This is a genomic window from Noviherbaspirillum pedocola (assembly GCF_016632335.1).
Lineage (GTDB): Bacteria > Pseudomonadota > Gammaproteobacteria > Burkholderiales > Burkholderiaceae_D > Noviherbaspirillum_A > Noviherbaspirillum_A pedocola.
In genome coordinates this window covers 99,878-124,461 of record NZ_JAEPBG010000003.1, presented here as the reverse complement: position 1 = coordinate 124,461, position 24,584 = coordinate 99,878, and the positions used below count along the sequence as shown (strand labels likewise).

At 60.5% G+C, this 24,584-nt stretch carries 25 protein-coding genes and 1 riboswitch; of the genes, 6 read left to right on the top strand and 19 right to left on the bottom strand.

All coding sequences use genetic code 11. From position 1 onward, the window contains the following. Nucleotides 1-1,914, bottom strand: a complete 1,914-nt coding sequence (gene thiC, locus JJB74_RS08940; RefSeq protein ID WP_200591509.1) for a phosphomethylpyrimidine synthase ThiC — start codon at nucleotides 1,912-1,914, stop codon at nucleotides 1-3. 62 nt (nucleotides 1,915-1,976) lie between these two features. After that, nucleotides 1,977-2,089, bottom strand: a riboswitch (TPP riboswitch). A 211-nt stretch (nucleotides 2,090-2,300) separates the two neighbouring features. Between thiC and JJB74_RS08935 the strand changes: the two genes are divergently transcribed. Continuing rightward, nucleotides 2,301-5,093 carry a valine--tRNA ligase gene (locus JJB74_RS08935; RefSeq protein ID WP_200591508.1) on the top strand — a complete coding sequence of 931 codons (2,793 nt, stop codon included), beginning with the start codon at nucleotides 2,301-2,303 and terminating at the stop codon, nucleotides 5,091-5,093. A gap of 137 nt (nucleotides 5,094-5,230) precedes the next feature. Here JJB74_RS08935 and JJB74_RS08930 read toward each other — a convergent pair whose 3' ends face one another. From JJB74_RS08930 to ruvA, 3 genes are all read right to left on the bottom strand, one after another. Continuing rightward, the gene (locus JJB74_RS08930; protein ID WP_200591507.1) at nucleotides 5,231-6,073 is read right to left on the bottom strand and encodes a 2-keto-4-pentenoate hydratase; all 843 of its coding nucleotides are present in this window, start codon (nucleotides 6,071-6,073) and stop codon (nucleotides 5,231-5,233) included. 187 nt (nucleotides 6,074-6,260) lie between these two features. Next, nucleotides 6,261-7,319, bottom strand: a complete 1,059-nt coding sequence (ruvB, locus tag JJB74_RS08925) for a Holliday junction branch migration DNA helicase RuvB (RefSeq protein ID WP_200591506.1) — start codon at nucleotides 7,317-7,319, stop codon at nucleotides 6,261-6,263. A 54-nt stretch (nucleotides 7,320-7,373) separates the two neighbouring features. Beyond that, nucleotides 7,374-7,952, bottom strand: a complete 579-nt coding sequence (ruvA, locus tag JJB74_RS08920) for a Holliday junction branch migration protein RuvA (protein ID WP_200591505.1) — start codon at nucleotides 7,950-7,952, stop codon at nucleotides 7,374-7,376. A gap of 23 nt (nucleotides 7,953-7,975) precedes the next feature. Between ruvA and JJB74_RS08915 the strand changes: the two genes are divergently transcribed. Next, nucleotides 7,976-8,482, top strand: coding sequence for a hypothetical protein (locus JJB74_RS08915; RefSeq protein WP_200591504.1), 507 nt, complete (start codon nucleotides 7,976-7,978; stop codon nucleotides 8,480-8,482). 27 nt (nucleotides 8,483-8,509) lie between these two features. Here JJB74_RS08915 and ruvC read toward each other — a convergent pair whose 3' ends face one another. From ruvC to tyrS, 7 genes are all read right to left on the bottom strand, one after another. Further along, a complete protein-coding gene (gene ruvC / locus JJB74_RS08910; RefSeq protein WP_200591503.1) occupies nucleotides 8,510-9,052 on the bottom strand; it encodes a crossover junction endodeoxyribonuclease RuvC in 543 nt (180 codons plus the stop codon). 27 nt (nucleotides 9,053-9,079) lie between these two features. Then, the gene (purH, locus tag JJB74_RS08905) at nucleotides 9,080-10,645 is read right to left on the bottom strand and encodes a bifunctional phosphoribosylaminoimidazolecarboxamide formyltransferase/IMP cyclohydrolase (RefSeq protein ID WP_200591502.1); all 1,566 of its coding nucleotides are present in this window, start codon (nucleotides 10,643-10,645) and stop codon (nucleotides 9,080-9,082) included. Nucleotides 10,646-10,721: 76 nt separating this feature from the next. Further along, complete coding sequence (locus tag JJB74_RS08900) at nucleotides 10,722-10,955, bottom strand: Fis family transcriptional regulator (RefSeq protein ID WP_200591501.1); 234 nt, start codon at nucleotides 10,953-10,955, stop codon at nucleotides 10,722-10,724. A 36-nt stretch (nucleotides 10,956-10,991) separates the two neighbouring features. Beyond that, complete coding sequence (gene dusB / locus JJB74_RS08895; RefSeq protein WP_200591500.1) at nucleotides 10,992-12,008, bottom strand: tRNA dihydrouridine synthase DusB; 1,017 nt, start codon at nucleotides 12,006-12,008, stop codon at nucleotides 10,992-10,994. A gap of 98 nt (nucleotides 12,009-12,106) precedes the next feature. Further along, nucleotides 12,107-12,748, bottom strand: a complete 642-nt coding sequence (locus JJB74_RS08890) for a histidine phosphatase family protein (RefSeq protein ID WP_200591499.1) — start codon at nucleotides 12,746-12,748, stop codon at nucleotides 12,107-12,109. Continuing rightward, nucleotides 12,745-13,218, bottom strand: coding sequence for a D-aminoacyl-tRNA deacylase (gene dtd / locus JJB74_RS08885; RefSeq protein WP_200591498.1), 474 nt, complete (start codon nucleotides 13,216-13,218; stop codon nucleotides 12,745-12,747). Before dtd ends, JJB74_RS08890 begins: the two co-directional genes overlap by 4 nt. Further along, the gene (gene tyrS / locus JJB74_RS08880) at nucleotides 13,215-14,417 is read right to left on the bottom strand and encodes a tyrosine--tRNA ligase (RefSeq protein ID WP_200591497.1); all 1,203 of its coding nucleotides are present in this window, start codon (nucleotides 14,415-14,417) and stop codon (nucleotides 13,215-13,217) included. Before tyrS ends, dtd begins: the two co-directional genes overlap by 4 nt. 373 nt (nucleotides 14,418-14,790) lie before the next feature. On the opposite strand from tyrS, the gene JJB74_RS08875 reads away from it, so the two are divergent. Both JJB74_RS08875 and JJB74_RS08870 read left to right on the top strand, forming a co-directional pair. Continuing rightward, on the top strand, nucleotides 14,791-15,981 hold the full coding sequence (locus JJB74_RS08875) for a M23 family metallopeptidase (RefSeq protein ID WP_325170114.1): 1,191 nt from the start codon (nucleotides 14,791-14,793) through the stop codon (nucleotides 15,979-15,981). Nucleotides 15,982-16,064: 83 nt separating this feature from the next. After that, the gene (locus JJB74_RS08870) at nucleotides 16,065-17,204 is read left to right on the top strand and encodes an anhydro-N-acetylmuramic acid kinase (RefSeq protein ID WP_200591495.1); all 1,140 of its coding nucleotides are present in this window, start codon (nucleotides 16,065-16,067) and stop codon (nucleotides 17,202-17,204) included. A gap of 69 nt (nucleotides 17,205-17,273) precedes the next feature. On the opposite strand, the gene erpA is transcribed toward JJB74_RS08870, so the two are convergent. The 6 genes from erpA to rplM form a co-directional block, all read right to left on the bottom strand. Beyond that, complete coding sequence (gene erpA / locus JJB74_RS08865; RefSeq protein WP_200591494.1) at nucleotides 17,274-17,639, bottom strand: iron-sulfur cluster insertion protein ErpA; 366 nt, start codon at nucleotides 17,637-17,639, stop codon at nucleotides 17,274-17,276. 55 nt (nucleotides 17,640-17,694) lie between these two features. Next, on the bottom strand, nucleotides 17,695-18,096 hold the full coding sequence (locus JJB74_RS08860) for a bactofilin family protein (RefSeq protein WP_200591493.1): 402 nt from the start codon (nucleotides 18,094-18,096) through the stop codon (nucleotides 17,695-17,697). Between the two features lie 12 nt (nucleotides 18,097-18,108). Beyond that, nucleotides 18,109-18,849 (bottom strand): DUF6776 family protein, encoded by a 741-nt coding sequence (locus JJB74_RS08855; RefSeq protein ID WP_200591492.1) that lies wholly within the window; start codon nucleotides 18,847-18,849, stop codon nucleotides 18,109-18,111. Next, nucleotides 18,849-19,892, bottom strand: coding sequence for an N-acetyl-gamma-glutamyl-phosphate reductase (gene argC, locus JJB74_RS08850; RefSeq protein WP_200591491.1), 1,044 nt, complete (start codon nucleotides 19,890-19,892; stop codon nucleotides 18,849-18,851). Before argC ends, JJB74_RS08855 begins: the two co-directional genes overlap by 1 nt. A gap of 135 nt (nucleotides 19,893-20,027) precedes the next feature. Further along, nucleotides 20,028-20,420, bottom strand: a complete 393-nt coding sequence (gene rpsI / locus JJB74_RS08845) for a 30S ribosomal protein S9 (RefSeq protein WP_200591490.1) — start codon at nucleotides 20,418-20,420, stop codon at nucleotides 20,028-20,030. Between the two features lie 9 nt (nucleotides 20,421-20,429). After that, nucleotides 20,430-20,858: a 50S ribosomal protein L13 gene (gene rplM / locus JJB74_RS08840; protein WP_200591489.1), complete on the bottom strand. Its 429-nt coding sequence runs from the start codon at nucleotides 20,856-20,858 to the stop codon at nucleotides 20,430-20,432. 222 nt (nucleotides 20,859-21,080) lie between these two features. Here rplM and JJB74_RS08835 point away from each other — a divergent pair, with 222 nt between their 5' ends. After that, a complete protein-coding gene (locus tag JJB74_RS08835) occupies nucleotides 21,081-21,524 on the top strand; it encodes an OsmC family protein (RefSeq protein WP_200591488.1) in 444 nt (147 codons plus the stop codon). 18 nt (nucleotides 21,525-21,542) lie between these two features. On the opposite strand, the gene coq7 is transcribed toward JJB74_RS08835, so the two are convergent. Then, nucleotides 21,543-22,160: a 2-polyprenyl-3-methyl-6-methoxy-1,4-benzoquinone monooxygenase gene (coq7, locus tag JJB74_RS08830; RefSeq protein WP_200591487.1), complete on the bottom strand. Its 618-nt coding sequence runs from the start codon at nucleotides 22,158-22,160 to the stop codon at nucleotides 21,543-21,545. A 242-nt stretch (nucleotides 22,161-22,402) separates the two neighbouring features. Here coq7 and JJB74_RS08825 point away from each other — a divergent pair, with 242 nt between their 5' ends. Beyond that, a complete protein-coding gene (locus tag JJB74_RS08825; RefSeq protein WP_200591486.1) occupies nucleotides 22,403-23,539 on the top strand; it encodes a porin in 1,137 nt (378 codons plus the stop codon). Between the two features lie 231 nt (nucleotides 23,540-23,770). On the opposite strand, the gene JJB74_RS08820 is transcribed toward JJB74_RS08825, so the two are convergent. Beyond that, on the bottom strand, nucleotides 23,771-24,577 hold the full coding sequence (locus JJB74_RS08820; protein ID WP_200591485.1) for a DUF3025 domain-containing protein: 807 nt from the start codon (nucleotides 24,575-24,577) through the stop codon (nucleotides 23,771-23,773). Nucleotides 24,578-24,584 lie beyond the last annotated feature (7 nt).

Here is a 24,584-nt window from a genome sequence, read left to right as displayed (position 1 = left end):
TCATTGCTTGCGATAGATCTCGGCGCCGCTCTTGACGAACTCGACCGCCTTGACTTCCATGCCCTTCTTCAGCGCGGCTTCGTCGCTCAAGCCCTCTTTGTTGGCGTAGTCGCGCACTTCCTGCGTGATCTTCATCGAGCAGAAATGCGGGCCGCACATCGAGCAGAAGTGGGCGACCTTGGCCGAATCCTTCGGCAGGGTTTCGTCATGGAATTCGCGCGCCTTGTCCGGGTCCAGGCCGATGTTGAACTGGTCTTCCCAGCGGAACTCGAAACGCGCCTTGGACAAGGCGTTGTCGCGGATCTGCGCGCCCGGATGACCCTTGGCCAAGTCAGCTGCGTGCGCGGCGATCTTGTAGGTGATGATGCCGTCCTTGACGTCGGTCTTGTTCGGCAGGCCAAGGTGCTCCTTGGGCGTGACGTAGCACAGCATCGCGGTGCCGTACCAGCCGATCTGCGCGGCGCCGATGCCCGAGGTGATGTGGTCGTAGCCCGGCGCGATGTCGGTGGTCAAGGGTCCCAGCGTGTAGAACGGCGCCTCGTGGCACTCCTTCAGCTGGATGTCCATGTTTTCCTTGATCAGCTGCATCGGCACATGGCCCGGGCCTTCGATCATCACCTGCACGTCATGCTTCCACGCGATCTGGGTCAGCTCGCCCAGGGTGCGCAGTTCGCCGAGCTGGGCTTCGTCGTTGGCATCGTAGATCGAGCCGGGACGCAGGCCGTCGCCGAGCGAGAAGGCCACGTCATAGGCCTTCATGATTTCGCAGATCTCTTCGAAGTGCGTGTACAGGAAGGATTCCTTGTGATGCGCCAGGCACCACTTGGCCATGATCGAGCCGCCGCGCGAGACGATGCCGGTCATGCGCTTGGCTGTCAGCGGCACATATTGCAGGCGCACGCCGGCGTGGATGGTGAAGTAATCCACGCCCTGCTCGGCCTGTTCGATCAGCGTGTCGCGGAAGATTTCCCAGGTCAGGTCTTCGGCCTTGCCGTTGACCTTTTCCAGCGCCTGGTAGATCGGCACCGTGCCAATGGGCACCGGCGAATTGCGGATGATCCACTCGCGGGTTTCATGGATGTGCTTGCCGGTGGACAGGTCCATCACGGTGTCGCCGCCCCAGCGGATCGACCAGGTCATCTTCTCGACTTCCTCGCCGATGGACGAGGTCACCGCCGAGTTGCCGATGTTGGCGTTGATCTTCACCAGGAAGTTGCGGCCGATGATCATCGGCTCGGATTCCGGATGGTTGATGTTGTTCGGGATGATCGCACGGCCGCGGGCGACTTCATCACGCACGAATTCCGGCGTGATCTCGGCCGGGATCGCGGCGCCGAAGGACTGGCCCGGATGCTGGCGGCCCATCAGTTCGGCAAGGCGCGCGCCGTTGGGGCCGGCGTTCTTCAGGCTTTCCATGTACTCCTGGCGGCGCAGGTTTTCACGGATGGCGATGTATTCCATCTCCGGCGTGATGATGCCTTGGCGCGCATAGTGCATCTGCGTGACGTTCTTGCCGGCAATGGCGCGGCGCGGCTTGCGATGCAGGTTGAAGCGCAGCTCGGCCAGCTTCGGGTCGTTCAGGCGCTCAACGCCGTATTGCGAGGTCGGGCCGGGCAGTTCCTCGGTGTCGCCGCGCTCGGCGATCCAGGCCGCGCGCAAGGCCGGCAGGCCGGAACGGATGTCGATCTGCGCTTCGGGGTCGGTGTAGATGCCGGAAGTGTCGTAGACGTAGATCGGCGGATTCGGCTCGGCGCCGAAGGAAGCCGGCGTGTCGCTCTGGGTGATTTCGCGCATCGGCACGCGGATGTCCGGCCGGGAACCCTGGACATAGATCTTGCGGGAATTCGGCAGTGGCTGGACTGCGGCCTCGTCCACGCGGGCGGTGGCGGCGAGGAATTGCGGATTGGCGTTCATGGGCTTCCTTTGCTCGTGCGGTGCGAAGGAAACCATGGGGTGGGCAGGAATGGAACTCGGGCCTGCCGCCTGCAGTGCTTCCCTTCGCTGGCATTATCCAGATCAGGTTCAAGGGTATCTCTCACCCGGCGCATCAGCCTGTAGACGGCTGCGACCAGGACCCCTAGCGTTCGGCCGCCCGGCATGCGGGCGACAGTGGCGACGATTATAAGCGCGGCCGGCCGCATCACAACCGCCTACCGCCCACAATGTGAAATAAATTTTTCGGAATTGACCGGGGTCAAGCGCGCCATTTGCCCGGCGGACATGGCCTGGCGCAATCGTCCACGGCATCCGTCCCTTATAATCTCCGGTTTCGCCAACATCCAGCCGAATCCCGCCCAATCATGGAATTAGCCAAGTCCTTCGAGCCCGCCGACATAGAAAAACGCTGGCGCAGCGAATGGGAAACGCGCGGTTACTATGCCGCCACCGTCGACCGCAGCCGTCCCTCGTTCAGCATCCAGCTGCCGCCGCCGAACGTGACCGGCACGCTGCACATGGGCCACGGCTTCAACCAGACCATCATGGATGGCCTGACCCGCTACTACCGCATGCGGCATTACAACACCGCGTGGATACCCGGCACCGACCATGCCGGCATCGCCACCCAGATCGTGGTCGAACGCCAGCTCGATGCGCAGAAGATTTCCCGCCACGACCTCGGCCGCGAAGCCTTCCTGGAACGCGTGTGGGAATGGAAGGAAAAATCCGGCTCCACCATCACCGGCCAGATGCGTCGTCTCGGCGCTTCCACCGACTGGAGCCGCGAATATTTCACGATGGATACGAAGATGTCGCGCGCGGTCAGCGAAGTCTTCGTGCGCCTGTATGAGCAGGGCCTGATCTACCGCGGCAAGCGCCTGGTGAACTGGGACCCTGTGCTGGGCACCGCGGTGTCGGACCTGGAAGTGGTGTCCGAAGAGGAAGACGGCAGCATGTGGCACATCCGCTATCCGTTCGCAGATGGCAGCGGCCACATCACGGTCGCCACCACCCGGCCGGAAACCATGCTCGGCGACGTGGCGGTGGCGGTCGATCCGACCGACGAGCGCTATGCGCACCTGGTCGGCAAGATGCTGACGCTGCCGCTGACCGGCCGCGACATTCCGCTGATCGCCGACACCTATGTCGACAAAGCCTTTGGCACCGGCTGCGTGAAGATCACGCCGGCGCACGACTTCAACGACTACGCCGTCGGCCAGCGCCACGACCTGGCGCCGATCTCGATCATGACGCTGGACGCGAAGATCAACGACAACGGCGCCGAACCCTACCGCGGCCTGGACCGCTTCGAAGCGCGCAAGCGCATCGTCGCCGACCTGGAAGCGCAGGGCCTGCTGGAAGCGGTGAAGCCGCACAAACTGATGGTGCCGCGCGGCGACCGTACCGGCGTCGTGATCGAGCCGATGCTGACCGACCAGTGGTTCGTCGCGATGAGCAAGCCGGCGCCGGAGGGCACCTTCTATCCGGGCAAGTCGATCGCTGAAGTGGCGCTGGAAAAGGTGTCCAACGGCGAAATCCGCTTCATCCCGGAAAACTGGACCACGACCTACAACCAGTGGCTGAACAATATCCAGGACTGGTGCATCTCGCGCCAACTGTGGTGGGGCCACCAGATCCCGGCCTGGTACGACGAAGACGGCAAGGTCTATGTCGCCCGCAGCGAGGCCGACGCCATGGCCCAGGCCGGCGGCAAGGCCCTGAAGCGCGACGACGACGTGCTCGACACCTGGTTCTCGTCCGCGCTGGTGCCCTTCTCCTCGCTGGGCTGGCCGGAGCCGACGCCGGAATACGACCTGTTCCTGCCGTCCTCGGTGTTGGTAACCGGCTTCGACATCATCTTCTTCTGGGTCGCCCGGATGGTGATGATGACCACGCACTTCACCGGCCATGTGCCCTTCCGCGATGTCTATGTGCACGGCCTGGTGCGCGACGCCAGCGGCCAGAAGATGTCCAAGTCCAAGGGCAACACGCTGGACCCGATCGACCTGATCGACGGCATCGACCTGGAAAGCCTGGTGGCCAAGCGCACTTCCGGGCTGATGAATCCGAAGCAGGCCGACAGCATCGCCAAGGCGACGAAGAAGGAATTCCCGGACGGCATTCCCGCTTACGGCACCGATGCGCTGCGCTTCACGATGGCAAGCTACGCCTCGCTCGGCCGCAACATCAATTTCGACCTGGCGCGCTGCGAGGGCTACCGCAACTTCTGCAACAAGCTGTGGAACGCGACCCGCTTCGTGCTGATGAATACCGAGGGCAAGGATTGTGGCGTCGGCGCGGTAGAAAACGAGCTGTCCTACTCGAACGCCGACCGCTGGATCGTGTCGCTGCTGCAGCGCACGGAAGCCGAGGTGGAGAAAGGCTTCGCCGACTATCGCTTCGACAATATCGCCTCGGCGATCTACAAGTTCGTCTGGGACGAGTATTGCGACTGGTACCTGGAACTGGCCAAGGTGCAGATCCAGCAGGGCGATGAAAAGCAGCAGCGCGCCACGCGCCGCACGCTGCTCGCGGTGCTGGAAACGGTGCTGCGCCTGGCGCATCCGGTCATTCCGTTCATCACCGAGGAACTGTGGCAGACGGTCGCTCCGCTGGCCGGCAAGACGCTGGCAGCGGGCGGCGACACCATCATGCAGCAGGCTTATCCGACGCCGCAGCCGGAAAAGATGAACGAAGCCGCGGAAGGCTGGATGGCGCAACTGAAGGCGATGACCGATGCCTGTCGCAATCTGCGCGGCGAGATGCAGTTGTCGCCGGCGCAGAAGGTGCCGCTGCTGCTCGAGGGCGATGCGTCGCTGGAGGCGTTCGCGCCCTATCTGGCGGCGCTGGCCAAGCTGTCCGAGGTGCAGGTGGTCGGCACATTGCCGGAATCGCCCGCGCCGGTATCGGTGGTCGGCACGGCCAAGCTGATGCTGAAGGTGGAAATCGATGTCGCCGCCGAACGCGAACGTCTCGGCAAGGAAGTGGCGCGGCTGGAAGGCGAAATCACGAAGGCGAACGGCAAGCTGTCCAATGAAAGCTTCGTGGCGCGCGCGCCAGCGCAGGTCGTGGCGCAGGAGCGCGAGCGGCTGGCGAACTTCACGTCCACGCTGGAAAAGCTGCGCGAGCAGTTGGGCAAGTTGCAGGCGGCCTGAGGCTGAGACGGTCGGTGATGGAAAAAAAGGGGTGCGCATTGCGCACCCCTTTTTGTAGGTTGGGCTGAGAAGCCCAACAAGAACACCCGCGGACACTCGGAGTTCCGTTGGGCTTGTCAGCCCAACCTACGAAAAGCTCAAACGAAAGCTACCGTCAACCCAGGCAAGGCCACGCCGGAAAACGCGCTGATCCAGGTTTGCCCCGGCGCGATCGGATAGGCATCGGTCCAGGTGCCGGTGGAAATGATTTCGCCGGCGGCAAGCGGCGGGAATTGCGGTTGGGTCTGCAGCACCTTGTGCAGATGCCACAGCGCATGCACCGGGCTGTCCAGCACGTCGCCGCCGAAGCCGGCGCCGCGCAGCGCGATCGAATCCCCCTCGGCGCAGGACAGCGACACACTGGCCATGGATAGCACGGTCGCCAGGTTGCGTCGCACGCCCGGCGACAGCATCTTGCGTTCGCCGACGATCAGCGTACCGTGCAGGCCGAAGGCGGCAATTGCGTCGGCGGCTTCGAATTTCCAGTCCGGAAAGGGCGACACCACGATCTCGAAACCATGCGCCATCCATTCGATGGACTCGGCAATGTCCCTGAGCGAGGCATCGGCACGCGGCGTGGCGCCCAGCTTGAACACGATTTCGGGCTCGATGCGCGGCTGCACGGCGCCGGTCAGGCTTTGTCGACCATGGTTGTCGGTCGCATACCGCACCGTCGTGTCGTACATCGGCGCCCAGATCGGTTGATGAATCGGTTCCTTCACGCCATAGCGATCCCAGATGGCGCGGTTGGTGAAGCCGATTTTCCGCCCCACTACGGTCTCGCCCTGGGCGATGCGGATGTCCATGATGTTTTTCGCGATGTCGTAGGCATCAGCGAGTTTCAGGTCATCGTTGTCGGAGAGCGGCGCGATCATTGCCGAGTCAGCGCGAGCGGCGAGCAGGCGATGCGCATGGCGGGCGGCTTGGGCGGACAGAAGCATGGGGAACTCACGGCGGATGATAAGAGCGGGAGCCGCCCATTGTCTGCGACACAACTCCATTTCACAAGCGCCGCCACCACCGCCGCAATCTTTTTCATCCCCACTTGCGTTTTTGCAAGCTTTTTCATGCAGCGGTCATGGGGTCGTCATGACCGCTGCGAACAGGAAAGGATGAAGACAGATATTGCTAGGTTTGATCCCACAAATCGCCGGTCGGACTCGAGCGCGGTGCGGTGATACCGAAGTGGGTATAGGCACTCGGCGTGGCAATACGGCCGCGCGGCGTGCGCTGCAAGAAACCTTGCTGGATCAGGTAGGGCTCGAGCACGTCTTCGATGGTGTCGCGCTCCTCGCCGATGGCCGCTGCCAGGTTGTCCAGGCCGACCGGGCCGCCATTGAACTTGAACAGCACCGCTTCGAGCAGCTTGCGATCCATCAGGTCGAAGCCGACCGGATCGACGTCAAGCATCGAGAGCGCCGCATCGGCGATTTCCTTCGTGATCCTGCCGTCGCCCTTTACTTCCGCGTAATCGCGCACCCGGCGTAGCAGCCGGTTGGCAATACGCGGCGTGCCGCGGCTGCGGCGGGCGATTTCCAATGCGCCATCCTCGACGATCGGCGCATTCAGCAGCGCCGCGCTGCGCGCGACAATGCGGGCCAGTTCCTGCGGCGTGTAGAACTCGAGCCGGCCGACGATGCCGAAGCGGTCGCGCAGCGGATTGGTCAGCATGCCGGCGCGGGTAGTGGCGCCGACCAGGGTGAACGGCTGCAGGTCCAGCCGTACCGAGCGGGCGGCTGGGCCTTCGCCGATCATGATGTCGATCTGGTAATCCTCTAGCGCCGGATACAGAATTTCCTCGACGACAGGCGAAAGCCGGTGGATCTCGTCGATGAACAGCACATCGTTGGCTTCGAGATTGGTCAGCAGCGCGGCGAGGTCGCCGGCGCGTTCGAGCACCGGGCCGGAAGTCTGGCGCAGATTCACGCCCATTTCGCGCGCGATGATGTGCGCCAGCGTGGTTTTGCCCAGGCCGGGAGGGCCGAACAGCAGCGTGTGGTCCAGCGCTTCCTTGCGCTGACGGGCGGCGGTGATGAAGATCTGCAACTGGTCGCGGATCTTTTCCTGACCCACGTATTCTTCCAGCTGCTTGGGGCGCAGCGCGCGCTCGATCGCCTCTTCATTCGGCGACGCGGGCGTGGCCGCGATGATGCGTTGTTCGGTGAAATTGTCTGTCTGGATGCTCATGACTGCCTTTCCGTGCGTCCGACAGCGCGGCAACGCCGAGATTCAGCTGCTTTTCTAGCCTTTTGAAAGGGCTTTCAATGCCAGCTTGATGCCCTCGGAGACACCGGTGCCGGACGGCACCTGTTTGATGGCCAGCGCCGCTTCCTTGTCCGAATAACCGAGCGCCAGCAAGGCATTAAGGATATCGGAAGTGGCATCGCCCTGCTCGGCGCCGCCGGGAATGCCGAGATCGGCGCCCAGCTTGCCCTTGAGCTCGAGCAGCAGGCGCTCGGCGGTCTTCTTGCCGATGCCGGGAATCTTGACCAAGCGCCCGGCTTCCTGCCGGGTGACAGCGGCCGACAATTCGGACACCGACAGGCCAGACAGGATGGACAATGCGGTACGCGCACCGACACCTGCGATCTTGATCAACTGCCGGAACACTTCCCGCTCTTCGGCAGTGGCAAAACCGTACAATAAATGCGCATCTTCCCGCACGGCGAGATGCGTCAGCAGCACCACCTTTTCGCCCAGGCCCGGCAGATTGTAGAACGTGCTCATCGGCACGCCGACTTCATAGCCGACGCCCTGGCAATCGATGAGCAGCTGCGGCGGATTCTTTTCAAGCAGGGTTCCGGAGAGACGGCCTATCATTCGGTGTCGCTTTCATGAAATTGATGAATCATACAGGACCGCGGGATGCCTTCATGCTCGATGACGGAAACGACTTCATCGTGATGCCGCAGCCGCCGTCGCTGCTGCAGCGCGCGGCGCGCGCCGTCGCCATGCTGCTCGGCATCGTCTGGGCGCTGCCGCTGACGCTGTTCGGCATGCTCATGGCGCTGCCGGTGCTGTGCCGTCGCGGCGAAGTGCGACTGGTGCGTTCGCGCACGCCGGCGCTGCTGTTCTCCGGACCGCTGGCCGATTATCTGCTCGAGCGTCATCCATTCGGCGCGATGAGCGCGATGGCGATCGGCCATGTCGTCATCGCCGAGCGCCGCAGCCTGACTGCCCGCATCCTCACCCATGAACTGGCGCATGTGCGTCAGGCTGCCTGCTGGGGTCCGCTGTTTCCCTTCCTGTATCTCGGCGCCAGCGCCTGGGCGCTGCTGCGTGGCGAGGATGCTTATTGGAACAACGTGTTCGAAATCGAGGCCCGCAAGGCCGAGCGGCATCGCACCTGAGGATTCGCGTCCTGCAACGCGGAAATATCAACCAACCAGCCGTCCGCCGCGATGGCGCACGCCGCGTCGCGACAGACCCGGCGCCAGCGCATCCAGCTCGCCCAGCAACTGGCCGCTGTGCGCATGGCAGATCGCCACGCCGAGCGCATCGGCGGCATCAGGGCCAGGCAGGCCGGGCAGCAGCAGCAGGCGCTGTACCATGTCCTGCATCTGCTGCTTGGCCGCCCTGCCATGACCGACCACCGCCTGCTTGATCTGCAGCGCCGTGTATTCGGACACCGCCAAGCCATTGTCAACCAGGCCGCAGATCGCCGCGCCGCGGGCTTGTCCGAGCAGGAGCGTTGATTGCGGATTGACGTTGACGAATACCTTTTCGATCGCCGCACAGTCCGGACCGTAAGTGCGCACCACTTCCGACACGCCGGCCAGAATGGTCTTCAGGCGTTCCGGCAGGCTGCCGTCGGCGGTGCGGATCGTGCCCGAGGCGACGTAGCCGAGCCGATGACCTTCCTTGCGGATCACGCCGAAGCCGGTGATGCGTAGTCCGGGGTCGATGCCGAGTATCAGCATGCGCTTCGCTTGCTCCGCAACGATGGATTAATGGCGGAAGTGACGGGTGCCGGTCAGCACCATCACCACGTCATGCTCGTCGGCGGCGGCGATCACTTCCTGATCGCGCACCGAGCCGCCCGGCTGGATCACCGCGCCGGCGCCCGCGGCCACCACCACGTCCAGGCCATCGCGGAACGGGAAGAAGGCATCCGAGGCAACCGCTGATCCGGCCAGCGTGAGGCCGGCATTCTGCGCCTTGATCGAGGCGATGCGCGCCGAATCGACCCGGCTCATCTGGCCGGCGCCCACGCCCAGCGTCATGCCGTTGCCGCAAAACACGATCGCATTCGACTTGACGAACTTGGCCACGCGCCAGGCGAACATCAGGTCCTGCATCTGCTGCGGCGTCGGCTGGCGCTTGCTGACCACGCGCAATTCCTCGACCTGCACGTTCTTCGCATCCGGAGACTGCACCAGCAAGCCGCCACCGACGCGCTTGAAGTCATGCGCATTGATGCCCTTGCCATACGGGATTTCCAACAAACGCACATTCTGCTTTGCGGCGAACACCTGGCGCGCGGCATCGGTAATGGACGGCGCGATCAGCACCTCGACGAATTGCTTGGCCACAGCTTCCGCGGCAGGGCCGTCGAGCTCGCGGTTGAAGGCGATGATGCCGCCGAAAGCCGAGGTCGGATCGGTCTGCAGCGCTTTCGAATAAGCCTCCAGCGGGCTCGCGCCCACCGCGACACCGCAGGGATTGGCATGCTTGATGATCACGCAGGCGGTGTCATCGAATGTCTTTACGCACTCCCAGGCGGCGTCCGCATCGGCGATGTTGTTATAGGACAATTCCTTGCCCTGCAGCTGCCGGTAATTGGCCAGCGCGCCGGCCGGAACGACGAGGTCGCGGTAGAACGCCGCCGATTGATGCGGATTCTCGCCATAGCGCATTTCCTGCACCTTCTCGAAATGCAGATTCAGCGTGGCCGGATAGGCGCTGCGGGTCGCATGCTGGCGGTCCTCGCCGAGCGAGGTCAGGTAATTGGTGATCGCGCTGTCGTATTGCGCGGTATGGGCAAAGACTTTCTTGGCCAGCGCAAACCGGGTCGCCTGGCTGACTTCGCCGTTGGCCGAACGCAGTTCTTCCAGCACGCAGGCGTAGTCGTTCGGGTCGCACAGCACCACGACGTCGCGGTGATTCTTGGCCGAGGAGCGCAGCATCGCCGGGCCGCCGATGTCGATGTTCTCGATCGCGTCTTCCAGCGAGCATTCTTCCTTCGCAACCGTCTGCACGAACGGATACAGGTTCACGACCACCATGTCGATGGTCGGAATGCCGTGCTGCTGCAGCGCCGCCTGGTGTTCAGGCAGATCGCGCCGCGCCAGGATGCCGCCGTGTACCTTCGGATGCAGCGTCTTGACCCGGCCGTCGAGCATTTCCGGAAAGCCGGTGTAGTCGGCGACTTCAGTGACCTTCACACCGTGATCGGCCAGCAGTTTTGCCGTGCCGCCGGTGGACAGGATATTCACGCCCATCGCAGCGAGGGCCTGGGCGAATTCGAGTACGCCGGTTTTATCGGAAACGGAAATCAGGGCTTGTTTGATCATGATGGAACGGTGAAAAGGTGGATTCCGGGACGGCCGCGTCCCGGATGCTCCGACTCTGGAACCCGGTCGGCGGGACTTAAATCAGGCCATGCTGCTGCAGTTTCTTGCGCAAGGTATTCCGGTTGATGCCCAGCATTTCCGCCGCCTGCGACTGGTTACCGGCAGCGCGCGCCATCACCGCTTCCAGTATCGGCTTCTCCACGGTGGCTACCACCATGTCGTACACATTCGATGGTTGCTGCTCGCCCAAGTCCTTGAAATATTTTTCCAGGCTGTTTCTGACCACTTCCTGGATGCTTTCTTTGCTCATGTTTCCGAATGTCTGTGATTTTTTATTGTATGAAGATCAAGCCGCAAGGCGCTCATCGTTCGAACCGTATTGCAGGCGTTCGCCCAGCGCCGCCTGCACGTCGAAAAAGTTGCCTACCGCCCGTAATTGTTCGTCGCAATCGTCCAGCCGATTCATCGCCTGGCGGAATTCCTCTCCTCCCGGCAGCGCGCGCACATACCAACCGATGTGCTTGCGCGCGGTGCGCACGCCCAGGTATGCGCCATAGAAGGCATAGTGCGCACGCAAATGCTCTTCCATCAGCGCACGGACTTCGTCGACCCGCGGCGGCGGCAGGATGTCGCCGGTGCGCAGGTAATGGTCGATTTCCCGGAAAATCCAGGGCCTTCCCTGCGCGGCGCGGCCGATCATCACTGCGTCGGCGCCGGTTTGCGCCAGCACCGCCTTCGCCTTTTGCGGCGTAGTGATGTCGCCATTGGCCACCACCGGAATGCGCACGCTCGCCTTGACCGCGGCAATGGTGTCGTATTCGGCTTCGCCGCTGTAGCCGTCGGCGCGGGTGCGGCCGTGCAGCGTCAGCATGGCGATGCCACTGTCCTGCGCAATGGCCGCAATGCGCAGGGCATTCTTGTGCTGGCGGTCCCAGCCGGTGCGGAATTTCAGGGTGACCGGCACATCGACCGCCGCGACCACCGCTTCCAGGATCTCGGCCACCAGGTTTTCATGCTGCAGCAGTGCGGAACCGCACCAGCTGTTGCAGACCTTCTTGACCGGACAACCCATGTTGATGTCGATGATCTGCGCGCCGCGAGCGACATTAAAGCGCGCGCATTCGGCAAGCATCCGCGGCTCGGCGCCGGCGATCTGCACCGCGCGCGGCTCCATTTCGCCGTCGTGATTGATGCGCCGCGAAGTCTTTTCGCTGGCCCAGAGCCGCGGATCCGACGCCGCCATCTCGGAAACCGCGTAACCGGCGCCCAACTGCTTGCACAATTGCCGGAAAGGCCGATCCGTCACCCCGGCCATCGGGGCGACGAAAACATTGTTGCGCAATGGATAAGGACCGATGTGCACGGGACGGGAGGGCGGATGCGGAAAAGCCGCTATTCTATCCTCAAACCCGTGACATTCCGGCTCGAAGACCGACCCTCGCTGTACATCGGCAACAGGCATTAATGTCCAAGCTCATCCATGGCTGCGACGAGATGGCCGTTTTCCGCCCAGCTCAACACCTCGAAACCGACGCCAGTCCAGCGCAGGCGATTGATCGCCGCGTTCAGCACGTCGAAATGCCGTGCCGCCGCGAGCCCGGTGTTGTGGGCCGCGCGATGCAGGCAATCGAGCACGCCGCCGTGGGTAACGACAGCAATGCGACGTCCCGGATTGCGCTCAGCGATCCCCTGCACCGCCTCGACGGCGCGGCGATAAAACTCGTTCAGGGTTTCCGCGCGGCGTTCGCCCGCCGGAAAGCGCGCATCCGGATCGCGGGCACGCCATTGCGCATAAGCAACAGGGAAACGCATTTCGAGTTCTTCGTACAGCAAGCCTTCGAAGGCGCCGAAACAGCGTTCGCGTAGAGACATGTCGAGTTGCAGCGGCAGTCCGTGGACCTCGGCAAGCGGCTGCGCAGTCGCGCAGGCGCGCTGCAAATCGCTGCTGTAGATAGCGTCCAGAGGCGTGTCCTGCAGCGCCCGGGCCATGGCTTGTGCCTGGCGTTCGCCATGGGCATTGAGCGGGATGTCGAGATGCCCCTGCAGGCGTCGCTCGGCGTTCCAGGCGGTTTCGCCATGGCGGATCAAGAGAATTTCGGTCATTGGACAGCGGCTCCGTTATCCGTTTGTTTCGGCTTGAATTGCAGCCAGAAGGTGACTGGACCGTCATTGGTCAGGCTGACCTGCATGTGCGCGCCGAAACGGCCGGTTTCCACCCGTGCATGACGCTTGCGGGCACGGGCAACAACATGGTCGAACAGGCGGCGACCGTCTTCCGGCGCGGCAGCCGGCGTAAAGGATGGCCGCGTGCCGGAACGGGTGTCCGCGGCTAGCGTGAATTGCGGTACCAGCAGCAGGTCGCCGGCGATATCAGTCAGACTGCGGTTCATCTTGCCGGCATCGTCGCCGAATACCCGGTAGGACAACAGCTTGCCGAGCAGCGCCTCGGCTTCGGCTTCGCTATCGCCACGCTCGGCGCAGAGCAGCACCAGCAATCCGGCGCCGATGCTGCCGACGGTTTCTCCATCGACGACAACGCTGGCCTGGCTGACCCGTTGCAGCAGCGCGATCAAGACAAGTTCACCCGGGCGAACTTGCGCTTGCCGACCTGCAGCACGAAGCTGCCGGCCTCGATTTTGAGCGCCTTGTCGGCAATGACGTTGCCATCGATGCGCACGCCGCCCTGATCGACCATGCGCAGCGCTTCCGACGTGGAGGCGCACAGGCCAGCCTGCTTCAGCAACTGGCCGATGCCGATCGGTGCGCCGGCAACCGCCACTTCCGCCACCTCGTCGGGGATGCCGCCGCGGGCACGGCGTTCGAAGTCCTCCAGCGCCGACTCGGCCGCCGCCTGAGAATGAAAGCGGGCGACGATTTCCTGCGCCAGCAGCACCTTGATGTCGCGCGGATTGCGGCCCTCTTCCACTTCACGCTTGAACTGGGCGATTTCGGACAGCGAACGGAAGGACAGCAGCTCGTAATAGCGCCACATCATCGGGTCGGAAATGCTCATCAGCTTGCCGAACATCGTATTCGCCGGCTCGGTGATGGCAACGTAATTGCCCTTGGACTTGGACATCTTTTCCACGCCGTCCAGCCCTTCCAGCAGTGGCATGGTCAGGATGCATTGCGGCTCCTGGCCGTAATCCTTCTGCAGTTCGCGACCGACCAGCAGATTGAATTTCTGGTCGGTGCCGCCGAGCTCGAGGTCCGAGCGTAGCGCGACCGAGTCGTAGCCCTGCATCAGCGGATATAGCAATTCATGCACCGAGATCGGTGTGCCGGCCTTGAAGCGCTTGGTGAAATCCTCGCGTTCCAGGATGCGGGCGACGGTGTAGCGGGAAGAGAGTTCGATCATGCCGCGCGCGCCGAGCTGGTCGCACCACTCCGAGTTATAGCGGATCTCGGTCTTCGACGCGTCGAGCACCAGGCTGGCCTGCGCAAAATAGGTCTTGGCGTTTTGCTCAATCTGCTCGCGCGATAGCGGCGGACGGGTAATGTTGCGACCTGATGGATCGCCGATCATCGATGTAAAGTCGCCGATCAGGAAAATCACCGTGTGGCCCAGATCTTGCAGCTGACGCATCTTGTTGAGCACGACGGTATGGCCAAGATGCAGGTCGGGCGCAGTAGGATCCAGACCGAGCTTGATGCGCAGCGGCTTGCCGGACTGTTCCGCACGGGCGAGCTTTTGCGCCAGTTCGGATTCAACCAGCACCTCATCGGTGCCGCGCTTGATCACTTCCAGCGCATGCTGCACCGAATCGCTCATCGTTTGTGCATCAGAAAGTTTCTCTGCGGTACTTTGTTGCGCTGCTGGAATATCGCTCATAGTGCTGATCAAAATGACATTTTTGCCGGGTTAGCCAAATTTGCGTTGTTATAATGCGGGCTCTTTTTTCCTTGACTGTTATCAACTTTCAAACAGTTGCTGGAAGTTGACAACAAAACGCCGAATTTTAACTGATTGAATGGTCGCTATAGATAAAATCCTGAGCCTGGGCTCCCGCGGCGTTCTGTTCCTCGGGGCGTCCCGCAAAAATCGCATCGTCTCCGCTTCCGCAGTTTTTCTTGCCCTTTGCGCCTTTGGCGCGGCAGGCGTCGCTCCGATAGCACCGGATGCTGCTGATCTGCCGGTGCATTCCGTGGTCGAAAATCTGGCTCTGCCGAATCTGTCCGAGCAAATCGCCGGCATGACGCCTTCCGCACAAGTGTTCGTCAGCGAAGAGAAGGTCCGTCCGGGCGATACGCTGGCCGCGCTGATGCAGCGGCTCGGCATTGATGACAATGAGGCAGCAAACTTCATTCGCTCCAATGCCACCGCACGCGGCGTCCTGCAGCTCAAGGCTGGCAAGCGGATACAGGCGCAAACCCGCGCGGACGGCCAGCTGGTGCAGTTAAGCGCCGCGCTCGACGATGCGCGCGATGCTGGTCCGGCGAAAAACCTGATCATTACCCGTGAAGCTGATGGCTTGCGCGCGAAGGTAAGCGCGGCTGCGCTGGAGCGCCGCGTCGAAATGCGTTCCGGCGAAATCCGCTCCTCGCTGTTTGCGGCGACCGACGCGGCGCAGATCCCGGATGTGGTCGCCAGCCAGATGGTCGACATGTTTTCGACCGAGATCGACTTCGGCGCTGACCTGCGCCGTGGCGACCGCTTCAATGTCGTCTATGAAAGCTTCTGGCAGGACGGAGAATTCGTTCGCACGGGCCGCATCCTCGCCGCGGAGTTCCGCAACGGCGGCGATACTTATCAAACTGTCTGGTTCGAAGAGGCCGGCAAGCCGGGCGGCTATTTCAGCTTCGACGGCAAATCGCTCAAGAAGGCCTTCCTGAAGTCGCCGCTGGAATTCACCCGGATCTCTTCCGGTTTTTCGATGCGCATGCATCCGATTCTCGGTCAGTGGAAACAGCACAAGGGTGTTGATTTCGCCGCGCCGACCGGCACGCCGATCCGCGCTTCGGGCGACGGCACTGTCGAGTTCGTTGGTACGCAGAGCGGCTACGGCAATGTCGTCGTGTTGAAGCACTGGAGCAATTATTCGACCGCCTATGCGCACATGAGCCGCTTCGCCAGCGGACTGCACAAGGGCGACAAGATCAGCCAGGGCGAGCTCATCGGCTATGTCGGCTCGACGGGATGGGCCACCGGACCGCATCTGCATTACGAATTCCGCGTCAACAATGAGCCGCGCGACCCGCTGTCCATCGACATCCCGAATGCGCAGCCTTTGGCCGGCGCCGATCTGCAGCGCTTCCGCAAGGTCGCCAGTGACATGAGCCATCGTTTTGCGCTGATGTCGCCGCAGGATGCATCGGTCCAGGTGGCGTCGAAGTAAACCGCCTTCGATTCCTCACAACGAAAAACCCGTTTTCGCGCCGACGATTGCTACAATCCGCGGCATCGAAAACGGGTTTTCTCATGTCCGCTTCCCCTTCTCTTCTCTACATCGGGCTGATGTCCGGCACTAGCCTCGACGGTGTTGACGGCGTACTTGCCCGCTTTGACCAAACCGATTCTTCCGCCGGCATCGCCACGCTAGCCGCTGCACATTTGCCGTTTGACGATGCTTTGAAGGCGGAGCTGATGGCCTTGCAATCGAGTGGTGCGGATGAAATCCATCGCGAGGCGCTGGCCGCGAATGCGCTGGCCGAGCGCTATGCCGCTTGCGTGGCGCAAGTGCTTGCCGCGGCGGGCGTTCCAGCGAACGCGGTGCATGCGGTGGGCGTGCATGGACAGACTATCCGCCATCAGCCGGCGCGAGGATATACGCGGCAGACCAATAATCCTGCCCTGCTGGCCGAACTTTCCAGCATCGATGTCATTGCCGATTTCCGCAGCCGCGACATCGCCGCCGGTGGACAGGGCGCACCGCTGGTGCCGGCTTTTCATCATGCGGTGTTCGCTGCGCCGGATCGGACACGTGTTGTGGCCAATATTGGCGGCATCGCGAATATCAGCATCCTCGATCCGGCGCGTAACGGCGACGTGATCGGTTTCGATACCGGGCCGGGCAATGTGCTGATGGATGGCTGGATGCTGCGCCATCAGGGCCAGCCCTACGACCGTGATGGCGCCTGGGCAGCAGGCGGGCGCATCGTGCCGGAACTGCTCGAGGAATTAGGCCGCGAGGCATACCTGTCGCTACCGCCGCCAAAAAGTACCGGCCGCGACCTGTTCCATCTGGAATGGCTGGATGAGCGGCTGGCCAAGTTTGACGCTTTGATCCCGCGCGATGTGCAGGCGACGCTGACGGAATTCACGGCACTGACGCTGGCCGATGCGATAGTCCGGCATGCCGCACAAGCCTCGGAAGTGTTCGTCTGCGGCGGCGGCGCGCGCAACAGCCATCTCATGGTCCGCTTGCGTGAAGCACTGGGGCGAGGGAATCGGATGCCGCGGGTCGAAGCGACGGATGCGCTGGGCATCGATTCCCAGCATGTGGAAGCACTGGCCTTTGCCTGGCTGGCGCGGCAATTCGATATGCGTCTGGCCGGAAATCTTCCAACGGCTACTGGCGCGCGCGGCTCACGAATCCTGGGTGCGCTGTATCCGGCATGAGCAACGCGGATGAAAAAAGGGAGTGCGAATTTGCACTCCCTTTTGCCTGTTTTGAACAGCGTTTTTCGTTCAGACCGAGAACGATGAGCCGCAGCCGCAGGTCGTGGTCGCATTCGGATTCTTGATCACGAATTGCGCGCCTTCGAGGTCATCCTTGTAATCGATTTCCGCGCCGACCAGGAATTGGTAGCTCATCGAATCGATCAGTAACTGCACGCCATTCTTGGTCATGCTGGTGTCGTCTTCATTGACGATTTCGTCAAAGGTAAAACCGTACTGAAAACCGGAACAACCACCGCCTTGCACGAAGACACGCAGCTTCAGGTCGGGATTGCCTTCTTCCTCGATCAGCTGGGCGACCTTCGCGGCAGCGCTGTCGGTGAAGACCAGGGGAGCCGGCATTTCGGCGACGGCGGTTTCGGCATTGGCGTTCATATCGGGTTCCTGCTAAAAATTAGGACAAAGAAGGATTATAAAGGGGAAGCGAAAATCACGTATTGGCGACCGCCTTGGGCAGCGCAAGCTTCAGCACCTGCTCGTTTTCCTGCTGATGACTGAGCTTGCCAGAGACAAGCGCGCCGCCATGCATTTCCAGCGCCTTGTAATTGACATCTCCAGTTATGCGGGCCTTGGGCTGCAATTCAAGCAGCTCGGTGCAAAAAACCGGTCCGGCAATTTCACCATCCACCACGACATGCTCGGCGCGGACCTCTCCTTCGACGCGGGCCTGTTCGGAAATGACCAGCATGCTGCCTTCGATCGGATTGGCGATCAGGTTGCCTCTCACATGACCGTCGACCCTGAGCCCGCCCCGGAACTGGATATTGCCTTCGATCCTGGTCTCCATGCCGATCAGGCTGTCGATTGTATTTTTCGCCTTCTGCCCAAACATCGCCGCTCTCCTTCACAAATTCGCTGATTGTTGCGAGCGCAGCTTGCCGTTTTCATAAACGCGCGCCTGCACGGATTTCACCTGACTTCCCTCAGGAAGCTTGAGTATGCCTTCGATGCGCTGATAGTGCCGGAATCCGAGTTGGAACTGATCGGTGTCCGGACTATTTTTTTCGGGAAAAATCACGGTCGAGCGCCCGGCATTGCTGGCGAGATCAACCGCAAGCTGAAGATTGCCACGAAAATTTTGCTCCGCTTTGCCATGCCGCATGATGAGCATGCGATAGCGTAATTGATATGGAGCAACAAAATCAAAATTCAGACGCCGAATCGAAATGTCTTGTGACACCGATCCGGCTGGCAAAAGGTTTTCGAAGAAGGAAAGATCTTCCTGCAACTGCGCATTTTCCATTTCCAGCGCCTTCAGTTGCGACGCCATTTGTTCCTTTGCCGATCGCTCGATCGCCAGTTGGCTTTCACTTGCGTTCAGGCCATTGGCAATGCGGTCGCGTTCCGCGCCGAGCTTGTCGATTCGCCGTTGCAGCTGCGCGCTCGCGTCGGTCTCGCCGCTGTTTCCAAACACGACCATGCCGCGTCCGAGTGCATAGCCGATCCCTCCCATTGCCATACCGATCGTGCACAGTGTCACGAAGAGCACAATGCGGAATCTGCGTGACAATTGGCGACGGATCGCCAGTTTCGGCGCAGGCTTGACGCGCCGCGCCAATGTGCTGCGCCGGTTCTGTTCCATCATCAGGGAAGAATCGGGACCTGCTTCAAACCCAGTTTTTCATCGAGGCCGAACATGATGTTCATGCATTGCACGCCCTGGCCTGCGGCGCCCTTTACCAGGTTGTCCTCGACTACAAGGATCACCAGCAGATCGCCATTTTCGGGACGATGCACCGCGATGCGCAGCATGTTGGATGCGCGTACCGAACGTGTTTCCGGATGGCTGCCTTTGGGCATCACATCCACGAAACCTTCATTGCGGTAATAGTCTTCGTACAGCGCCTGGAAATCGATGTCGCGACTCTCAGGGAGAATGCGCGCATACAGCGTTGAATGGATACCACGGATCATCGGTACCAGGTGCGGCACAAAGGTCAGGCCAATCGGACGGCCGGCAATCGCCTCCAGCCCCTGCGTCGTTTCGGGCAAATGCCGATGGCCTTTCACGCCGTAGGCCTTGAAGTTGTCCGAAGCTTCAGCCAGCAAGGTGCCGATTTCCGCTTTTCGACCCGCGCCCGATACGCCGGATTTGCAATCGGCGATCAGCGTACTTTCATTCACCAGAGCCTTGCCTTGTGCTAACAACGGCGCTAAGCCGAGTTGCATCGATGTCGGATAGCAGCCGGGAAGGCCCACGACACGCGCATTGCGGATAGCGTCCCGGTTGATTTCTGGAAGGCCGTAGACAGCCTCCTTCAGAATTTCGGGACAAGAGTGCGGCATGCCATACCATTTCTCGAAGGTTGCAGTGTCCTTCAGACGGAAATCGGCAGCGAGGTCGATGATCCGCACGCCGGCGGACAGCAGTTCAGGAGCCTGCGCCATCGCCACGCCATGCGGCGTTGCAAAGAACACCACATCGCATTCATTCAATCGCGCTTTCTCCGGTGCGGAGAAAGCCAGGGAGACATGGCCGCGCAGCGACGGAAACATATCCGCTACCGGCATGCCGTCTTCCTTGCGCGAAGTGATAGCGGTCAGTTCCGCCTCGGGATGCGCCGCCAAGAGGCGCAGGAGTTCGACGCCCGTGTAGCCGGTGCCGCCAACGATGCCAACTTTAATCATGATGTGTTACGCCCAACAGGAAAGGTCCGGCGATTGTAGCAGCGGTGCCGAATCGACGTTGCGCGCTGCTGCGGCCCCAATAAAGAAAAAAGCCGCCGGGCGAACCCGGCGGCTTTGCTTGCTCCGAAGCGCGGATTAGCGCTTGGAGAATTGCTTTGCGCGGCGAGCCTTGCGCAGACCAACTTTCTTGCGCTCGACTTCACGGGCGTCACGGGTAACGAAGCCGGCTTTTGACAGCTCGGGCTTCAACGCCGCATCGTAGTCGATCAGAGCGCGGGTGATGCCATGACGCACGGCGCCGGCTTGGCCAGACTCACCGCCGCCGGACACGTTGACCTTGATGTCGAAACGGTCGACGTTGTTGGTCAGTTCCAGCGGTTGACGAATGACCATCAGGCCAGTTTCGCGGGAGAAGTATTCGTTCGCCGGCTTGCCGTTCACCACGATCTGGCCGGTGCCAGCCTTGATGAACACGCGCGCGACGGCGCTCTTGCGACGGCCGGTTCCGTAATTGTAGTTACCGATCATTGCTGTTCCTTACAGTTCGAGGGGCTTCGGCTGCTGTGCGGCGTGCGGATGGGAGCCTTCCGCATACACCTTCAGCTTCTTGATCATCGCGTAGCCGAGCGGGCCTTTGGGCAGCATGCCCTTGACCGCCTTCTCGAGCGCACGGCCCGGAAAACGCTGTTGCATTTTCAGGAAATTGGTTTCGTAGATGCCGCCGGGATAACCGCTGTGGCGGTAGTACTTCTTGTCGGTTGGCTTGGCGCCGGTCACGCGCAGTTTGTCTGCGTTGATGACGATGATGAAATCGCCGGTATCGACGTGAGGCGTGAATTCAGGCTTGTGCTTACCACGCAACCGGAGTGCCACTTCGCTGGCGACACGTCCGAGGACTTTGTCCGTTGCGTCGATCACAAACCAGTCGCGTTGGACTTCGTGTCCTTTGGCGGAAAAGGTTTTCATGATGACTTTCTGTTCAGGTAATACGCTCAAACTGGTGGTTCCGCGGGCAATCTTTATTGGAAACATTGCCAAAATCGTTGCGGACTCTGCCTTATTTCTTTCCCCTGAGCGCACGGGGAATCGGAAAGTATAGGCTTTTCAAGCACTTGGCGTCAAACAAAATCGTACGTCGGGAACCGTTACAATAGCGCACTCAATTAATGGAGCTATAGAGAGGTCGTCATGGAATGCACTGTGAGCTGGGCTGGATCTCCCGGCATGACTTTTATCGCTGAAACCGGTTCAGGCCATATCGTAACGATGGACGGTGCGCCTGAGGGCGGTGGACGCAACCTTGCGCCAAGGCCGATGGAGGTAGTCCTCGCCGGCACCGGCGGATGCACCGCTTACGATGTCGTGCTCATTTTGCGCAAGAGCGGTCAGGACATCCGCGGATGTGATGTCACGCTCAAATCCGAACGAGCGGAAAAAGATCCAAAAGTCTTCACCAAGATCCATTTCCACTTTGCCGTACGTGGCCGCAACCTGAAATCAAATCTGGTTGAACGCGCAATCAAGCTGTCTCACGAAAAGTACTGTTCGGCGTCGATCATGCTAGAGAAGACTGCCGAGATTACGCACAGCTTTGAAATCATCGACGATCTCGCGGAAACTCCAATCGCCTGAGATCCCTTTCGCCCGCCACTAAATATAGTAGGCAACGCTGGTCATTACTTTTGACATGGCGCGCATCGCTTGCCGCATGGGCAGCGGCATATCGGCCGCGCCCAACGACTGGGCTGCTGCGCCATGATCAATTTCATCCTGCCGCATCTGCTCGACTACCACACGCGATTTTTGATCGGCCAATGGGAGACGTTGTAAATGGCTGGCCAAGTGTGACTCCACCTGCTTTTCCGTTTCGACGACAAATCCAAGACTGTGGCTATCGCCCATTTGCGCTGCGATGACGCCAAGCGCATAGGACATCCCGTACCAGAGGGGATTAAGCATGCTGGGATGCGAGCCGAGCTCCTCCAAGCGTTCGGCTGTCCACGCAAGATGATCTTCCTCCTCGCGCGCAGCATGTTCGAATTGCTTACGAGTGCTCTCCTCGCGAGAAAAGCGCCCCTGCGATTCATAAAGCGCTTGCGCGCAAATTTCTCCGACGTGATTCACTCGCATCAAACCGGCGCTGTGACGACGTTCTGCCTGAGTTAATGCATCCTGTCCAATTCTTGCTGCTGGACTGGGCCGTGACGCAAAAGCCACACCCGAAATCACACGAAGTGCGCGATCAAAACTGACAATAAGTTTATCCATGCGTGACCTTTTACACGATTACACATTACCAGATTCTAAGCTGAAGCGTTGCACCCATACCACAAAGAAAACTTGTTTAACCGCCAAAGGCAAAATCTCTTTGCCCTTCATTCCGTTATTTGATGAAATGTCCACTAGCTTCTTGATCAACTGGTTTGGAAGTCTCGGCGGGCAAGATTCGGTTGATAGCCTCGCTGAATGCCGCGAAAAACTTTAGCACTACAACTTCTGGAGATAACTCAATGAAAAAATCGCTTCTCGCACTGGCAGTACTGGGTGCATTTGCAGGCGTTGCACAAGCACAAACCAGTGTGACGATTTACGGTTCGTTTGATGCAGGCGTTCGCTATCAAAACAACCAAGACGCCGCTGGTCACAGCAGGCTGACGATGGGCTCCAACGGTACCTACAACTCCAACCGTATCGGCTTTAAAGGCGTTGAAGACTTGGGCGGCGGTCTGAATGCTCACTTCACCCTGGAATCGGGCTTCAACTCCGGTACTGGCGCTCTGGATAACTCTGCTTTCCTGTTCCAACGTTCGGCATTCGTCGGCCTCGGCAGCCAATGGGGTTCCCTGGATCTAGGTCGTCAATATACCGTCGCGTTTAAAACCGTCGGCGCCTATGATCCGTTCAACTACAAATTTACCGGCATTATTCCTCTGACCGGCGCGAGCGTTTCGGCTGGTACCCGTCAAAATAACGACATCCAGTACACTGGAACCTTTGGCCCGATTACCGCGCGTGCTGAATGGGCGCTGGGCGAGCAAGCTGGTAGCGCGCGTAACGGTTCGACCCAAGGTTTGGGTGTGACCTATGCGAACGGCCCGATCTCCGTTGGCGGTGCTTATACCCTGCGTAAGCCACAAACTGCTGCTCCAGTTGCCGCAACTGCCACCGCTGCAGCAGTCCCGGCTCAGTACAACGACAACCGCGACTGGACCGTCGGTGGCGCCTACACCTTTGGCCCGGCTCGTGTCGCCCTCGGCTACGCCAAAGAGCGCCAGGATCTGACAGCTGGCAGCTTCGACCAGAAGAACTGGTGGATTGGCGGCAGCTACGACATCACCCCGGCCATGGGCCTGACGGCTGCTTACTATGACACCCGTGTCAGCACCAACAATGTCAGCACCTTCAACGGCAGCGGCAAGCGCCAACTCGTGATTGTCGGCGCGACCTACGCTCTGTCGAAGCGTACCAATTTCTACGCTGACATCGACTACGCTCGTTACTCGGACGCGCTGCGTCTTGCTTCTAGCGCGACCGCTGCTCCGAACCTGACCGGCCTGGGTGTCGGCAGCGCTCAAATGCCGCTGTTCTCGTCTCCTGGCAACGGCAACCAGACCGGTGTGTCGGTTGGTATCAACCACCTGTTCTAATCAATACTTTGTGTGAGAGTGCCCTTCTCGCAAGGGTATTCTCACCGCAGGTATAGGCGAATGCCGATCATCTGCAGTATTGTGTGAACTCAGGCCCACTTCGGTGGGCCTGATCTTTTCCAAGGCGATAAGAAGCAAGCAAGCGCTCGGCGCACTGCCAAAATTCATTCGCACATATCTTCCTTGTGAGCTTTTCGGGGCGCGCTTGTCTCTCGTAATGCCGGCCCGCTTTCACTGGTTCAATTGCAATTTTGGACGCTTCGGGCGAAATACCTGTTCGTCAGCATAGAAGGCCGTATCCTGCCCTTGCCACCAATTCGGCACTCCCAATACCGGTAAAGGCGTGAAATCCCCAGTATGCAAACCGGTGTGCAGTCTTTTTGCTACCGTTTCATCGACCCACTGTCGTGCCGTCTCTTCAGCCAAAGTCAGAATCGGTGGTTCAACCACTATGATCCAGGTGTGCGCAGTAATTGCCTTGTAGGGACTGACAAGCTTCTCCAGCAATGCATGCCCGAACAAGCGCACATCGCAACGCGATATAAATTCTTCCCGGCGCTCAACAAAGAGCTCTTGCCAAGCATGCTCGCGCAATGCTGTTCCGAGCGAAGGATCGGAAATAACGAGCAACGTCGCATTCTCATCAAAGATAGTGGCCGCGTCTCGCAGCTTGCCTCTTACCTTCGTCGGCAGTTTGCCCCGTTGATCGATCTCTTCTGCCTGCAATGCATTGAGCTGCACTTTGATGCGCGGATAGCTGAGCCAGATAAGGGCATTAAAGAAGTCATGCAAGTTATCTCGCGTCGGAACTTGGCCGGTATCGCTGATGAAGCTTTCATAGGCGATACCTGAAGGCAGGGCCTCCTGCGGAACAAAGCGAATGGGCAAGCCGCGATGGTTTTTCAGATCTATTGATGCGGCTGCGCTGTCAAGCGCATGTCGCCAATTCGCGGCATGTGCGATGCCATACCCCATTGCGCGCAAGGGTAAGAGCCATGGCCGGCTCCAATCAATTTGATTCAACCAGCCAGTTGTCATGCTTAAC

Excerpts from the sequence above, each read along its gene's own strand:
- JJB74_RS08930 (WP_200591507.1), bottom strand. The coding sequence starts at position 6,073 with ATGCTTCTGTCCGCCCAAGCCGCCCGCCATGCGCATCGCCTGCTCGCC.
- JJB74_RS08835 (WP_200591488.1), top strand. The coding sequence starts at position 21,081 with ATGGAATGCACTGTGAGCTGGGCTGGATCTCCCGGCATGACTTTTATC.
- JJB74_RS08855 (WP_200591492.1), bottom strand. The coding sequence starts at position 18,849 with ATGATGGAACAGAACCGGCGCAGCACATTGGCGCGGCGCGTCAAGCCT.
- JJB74_RS08890 (WP_200591499.1), bottom strand. The coding sequence starts at position 12,748 with ATGACCGAAATTCTCTTGATCCGCCATGGCGAAACCGCCTGGAACGCC.
- JJB74_RS08820 (WP_200591485.1), bottom strand. The coding sequence starts at position 24,577 with ATGACAACTGGCTGGTTGAATCAAATTGATTGGAGCCGGCCATGGCTC.
- ruvA (WP_200591505.1), bottom strand. The coding sequence starts at position 7,952 with ATGATAGGCCGTCTCTCCGGAACCCTGCTTGAAAAGAATCCGCCGCAG.
- coq7 (WP_200591487.1), bottom strand. The coding sequence starts at position 22,160 with ATGGATAAACTTATTGTCAGTTTTGATCGCGCACTTCGTGTGATTTCG.
- ruvB (WP_200591506.1), bottom strand. The coding sequence starts at position 7,319 with ATGAGCATCCAGACAGACAATTTCACCGAACAACGCATCATCGCGGCC.
- JJB74_RS08860 (WP_200591493.1), bottom strand. The coding sequence starts at position 18,096 with ATGTTTGGGCAGAAGGCGAAAAATACAATCGACAGCCTGATCGGCATG.
- JJB74_RS08915 (WP_200591504.1), top strand. The coding sequence starts at position 7,976 with ATGAATCATACAGGACCGCGGGATGCCTTCATGCTCGATGACGGAAAC.
- JJB74_RS08870 (WP_200591495.1), top strand. The coding sequence starts at position 16,065 with ATGTCCGCTTCCCCTTCTCTTCTCTACATCGGGCTGATGTCCGGCACT.
- tyrS (WP_200591497.1), bottom strand. The coding sequence starts at position 14,417 with ATGAGCGATTCGGTGCAGCATGCGCTGGAAGTGATCAAGCGCGGCACC.
- argC (WP_200591491.1), bottom strand. The coding sequence starts at position 19,892 with ATGATTAAAGTTGGCATCGTTGGCGGCACCGGCTACACGGGCGTCGAA.
- JJB74_RS08900 (WP_200591501.1), bottom strand. The coding sequence starts at position 10,955 with ATGAGCAAAGAAAGCATCCAGGAAGTGGTCAGAAACAGCCTGGAAAAA.
- thiC (WP_200591509.1), bottom strand. The coding sequence starts at position 1,914 with ATGAACGCCAATCCGCAATTCCTCGCCGCCACCGCCCGCGTGGACGAG.
- erpA (WP_200591494.1), bottom strand. The coding sequence starts at position 17,639 with ATGAACGCCAATGCCGAAACCGCCGTCGCCGAAATGCCGGCTCCCCTG.
- ruvC (WP_200591503.1), bottom strand. The coding sequence starts at position 9,052 with ATGCTGATACTCGGCATCGACCCCGGACTACGCATCACCGGCTTCGGC.
- rpsI (WP_200591490.1), bottom strand. The coding sequence starts at position 20,420 with ATGATCGGTAACTACAATTACGGAACCGGCCGTCGCAAGAGCGCCGTC.
- JJB74_RS08935 (WP_200591508.1), top strand. The coding sequence starts at position 2,301 with ATGGAATTAGCCAAGTCCTTCGAGCCCGCCGACATAGAAAAACGCTGG.
- JJB74_RS08825 (WP_200591486.1), top strand. The coding sequence starts at position 22,403 with ATGAAAAAATCGCTTCTCGCACTGGCAGTACTGGGTGCATTTGCAGGC.
- purH (WP_200591502.1), bottom strand. The coding sequence starts at position 10,645 with ATGATCAAACAAGCCCTGATTTCCGTTTCCGATAAAACCGGCGTACTC.
- rplM (WP_200591489.1), bottom strand. The coding sequence starts at position 20,858 with ATGAAAACCTTTTCCGCCAAAGGACACGAAGTCCAACGCGACTGGTTT.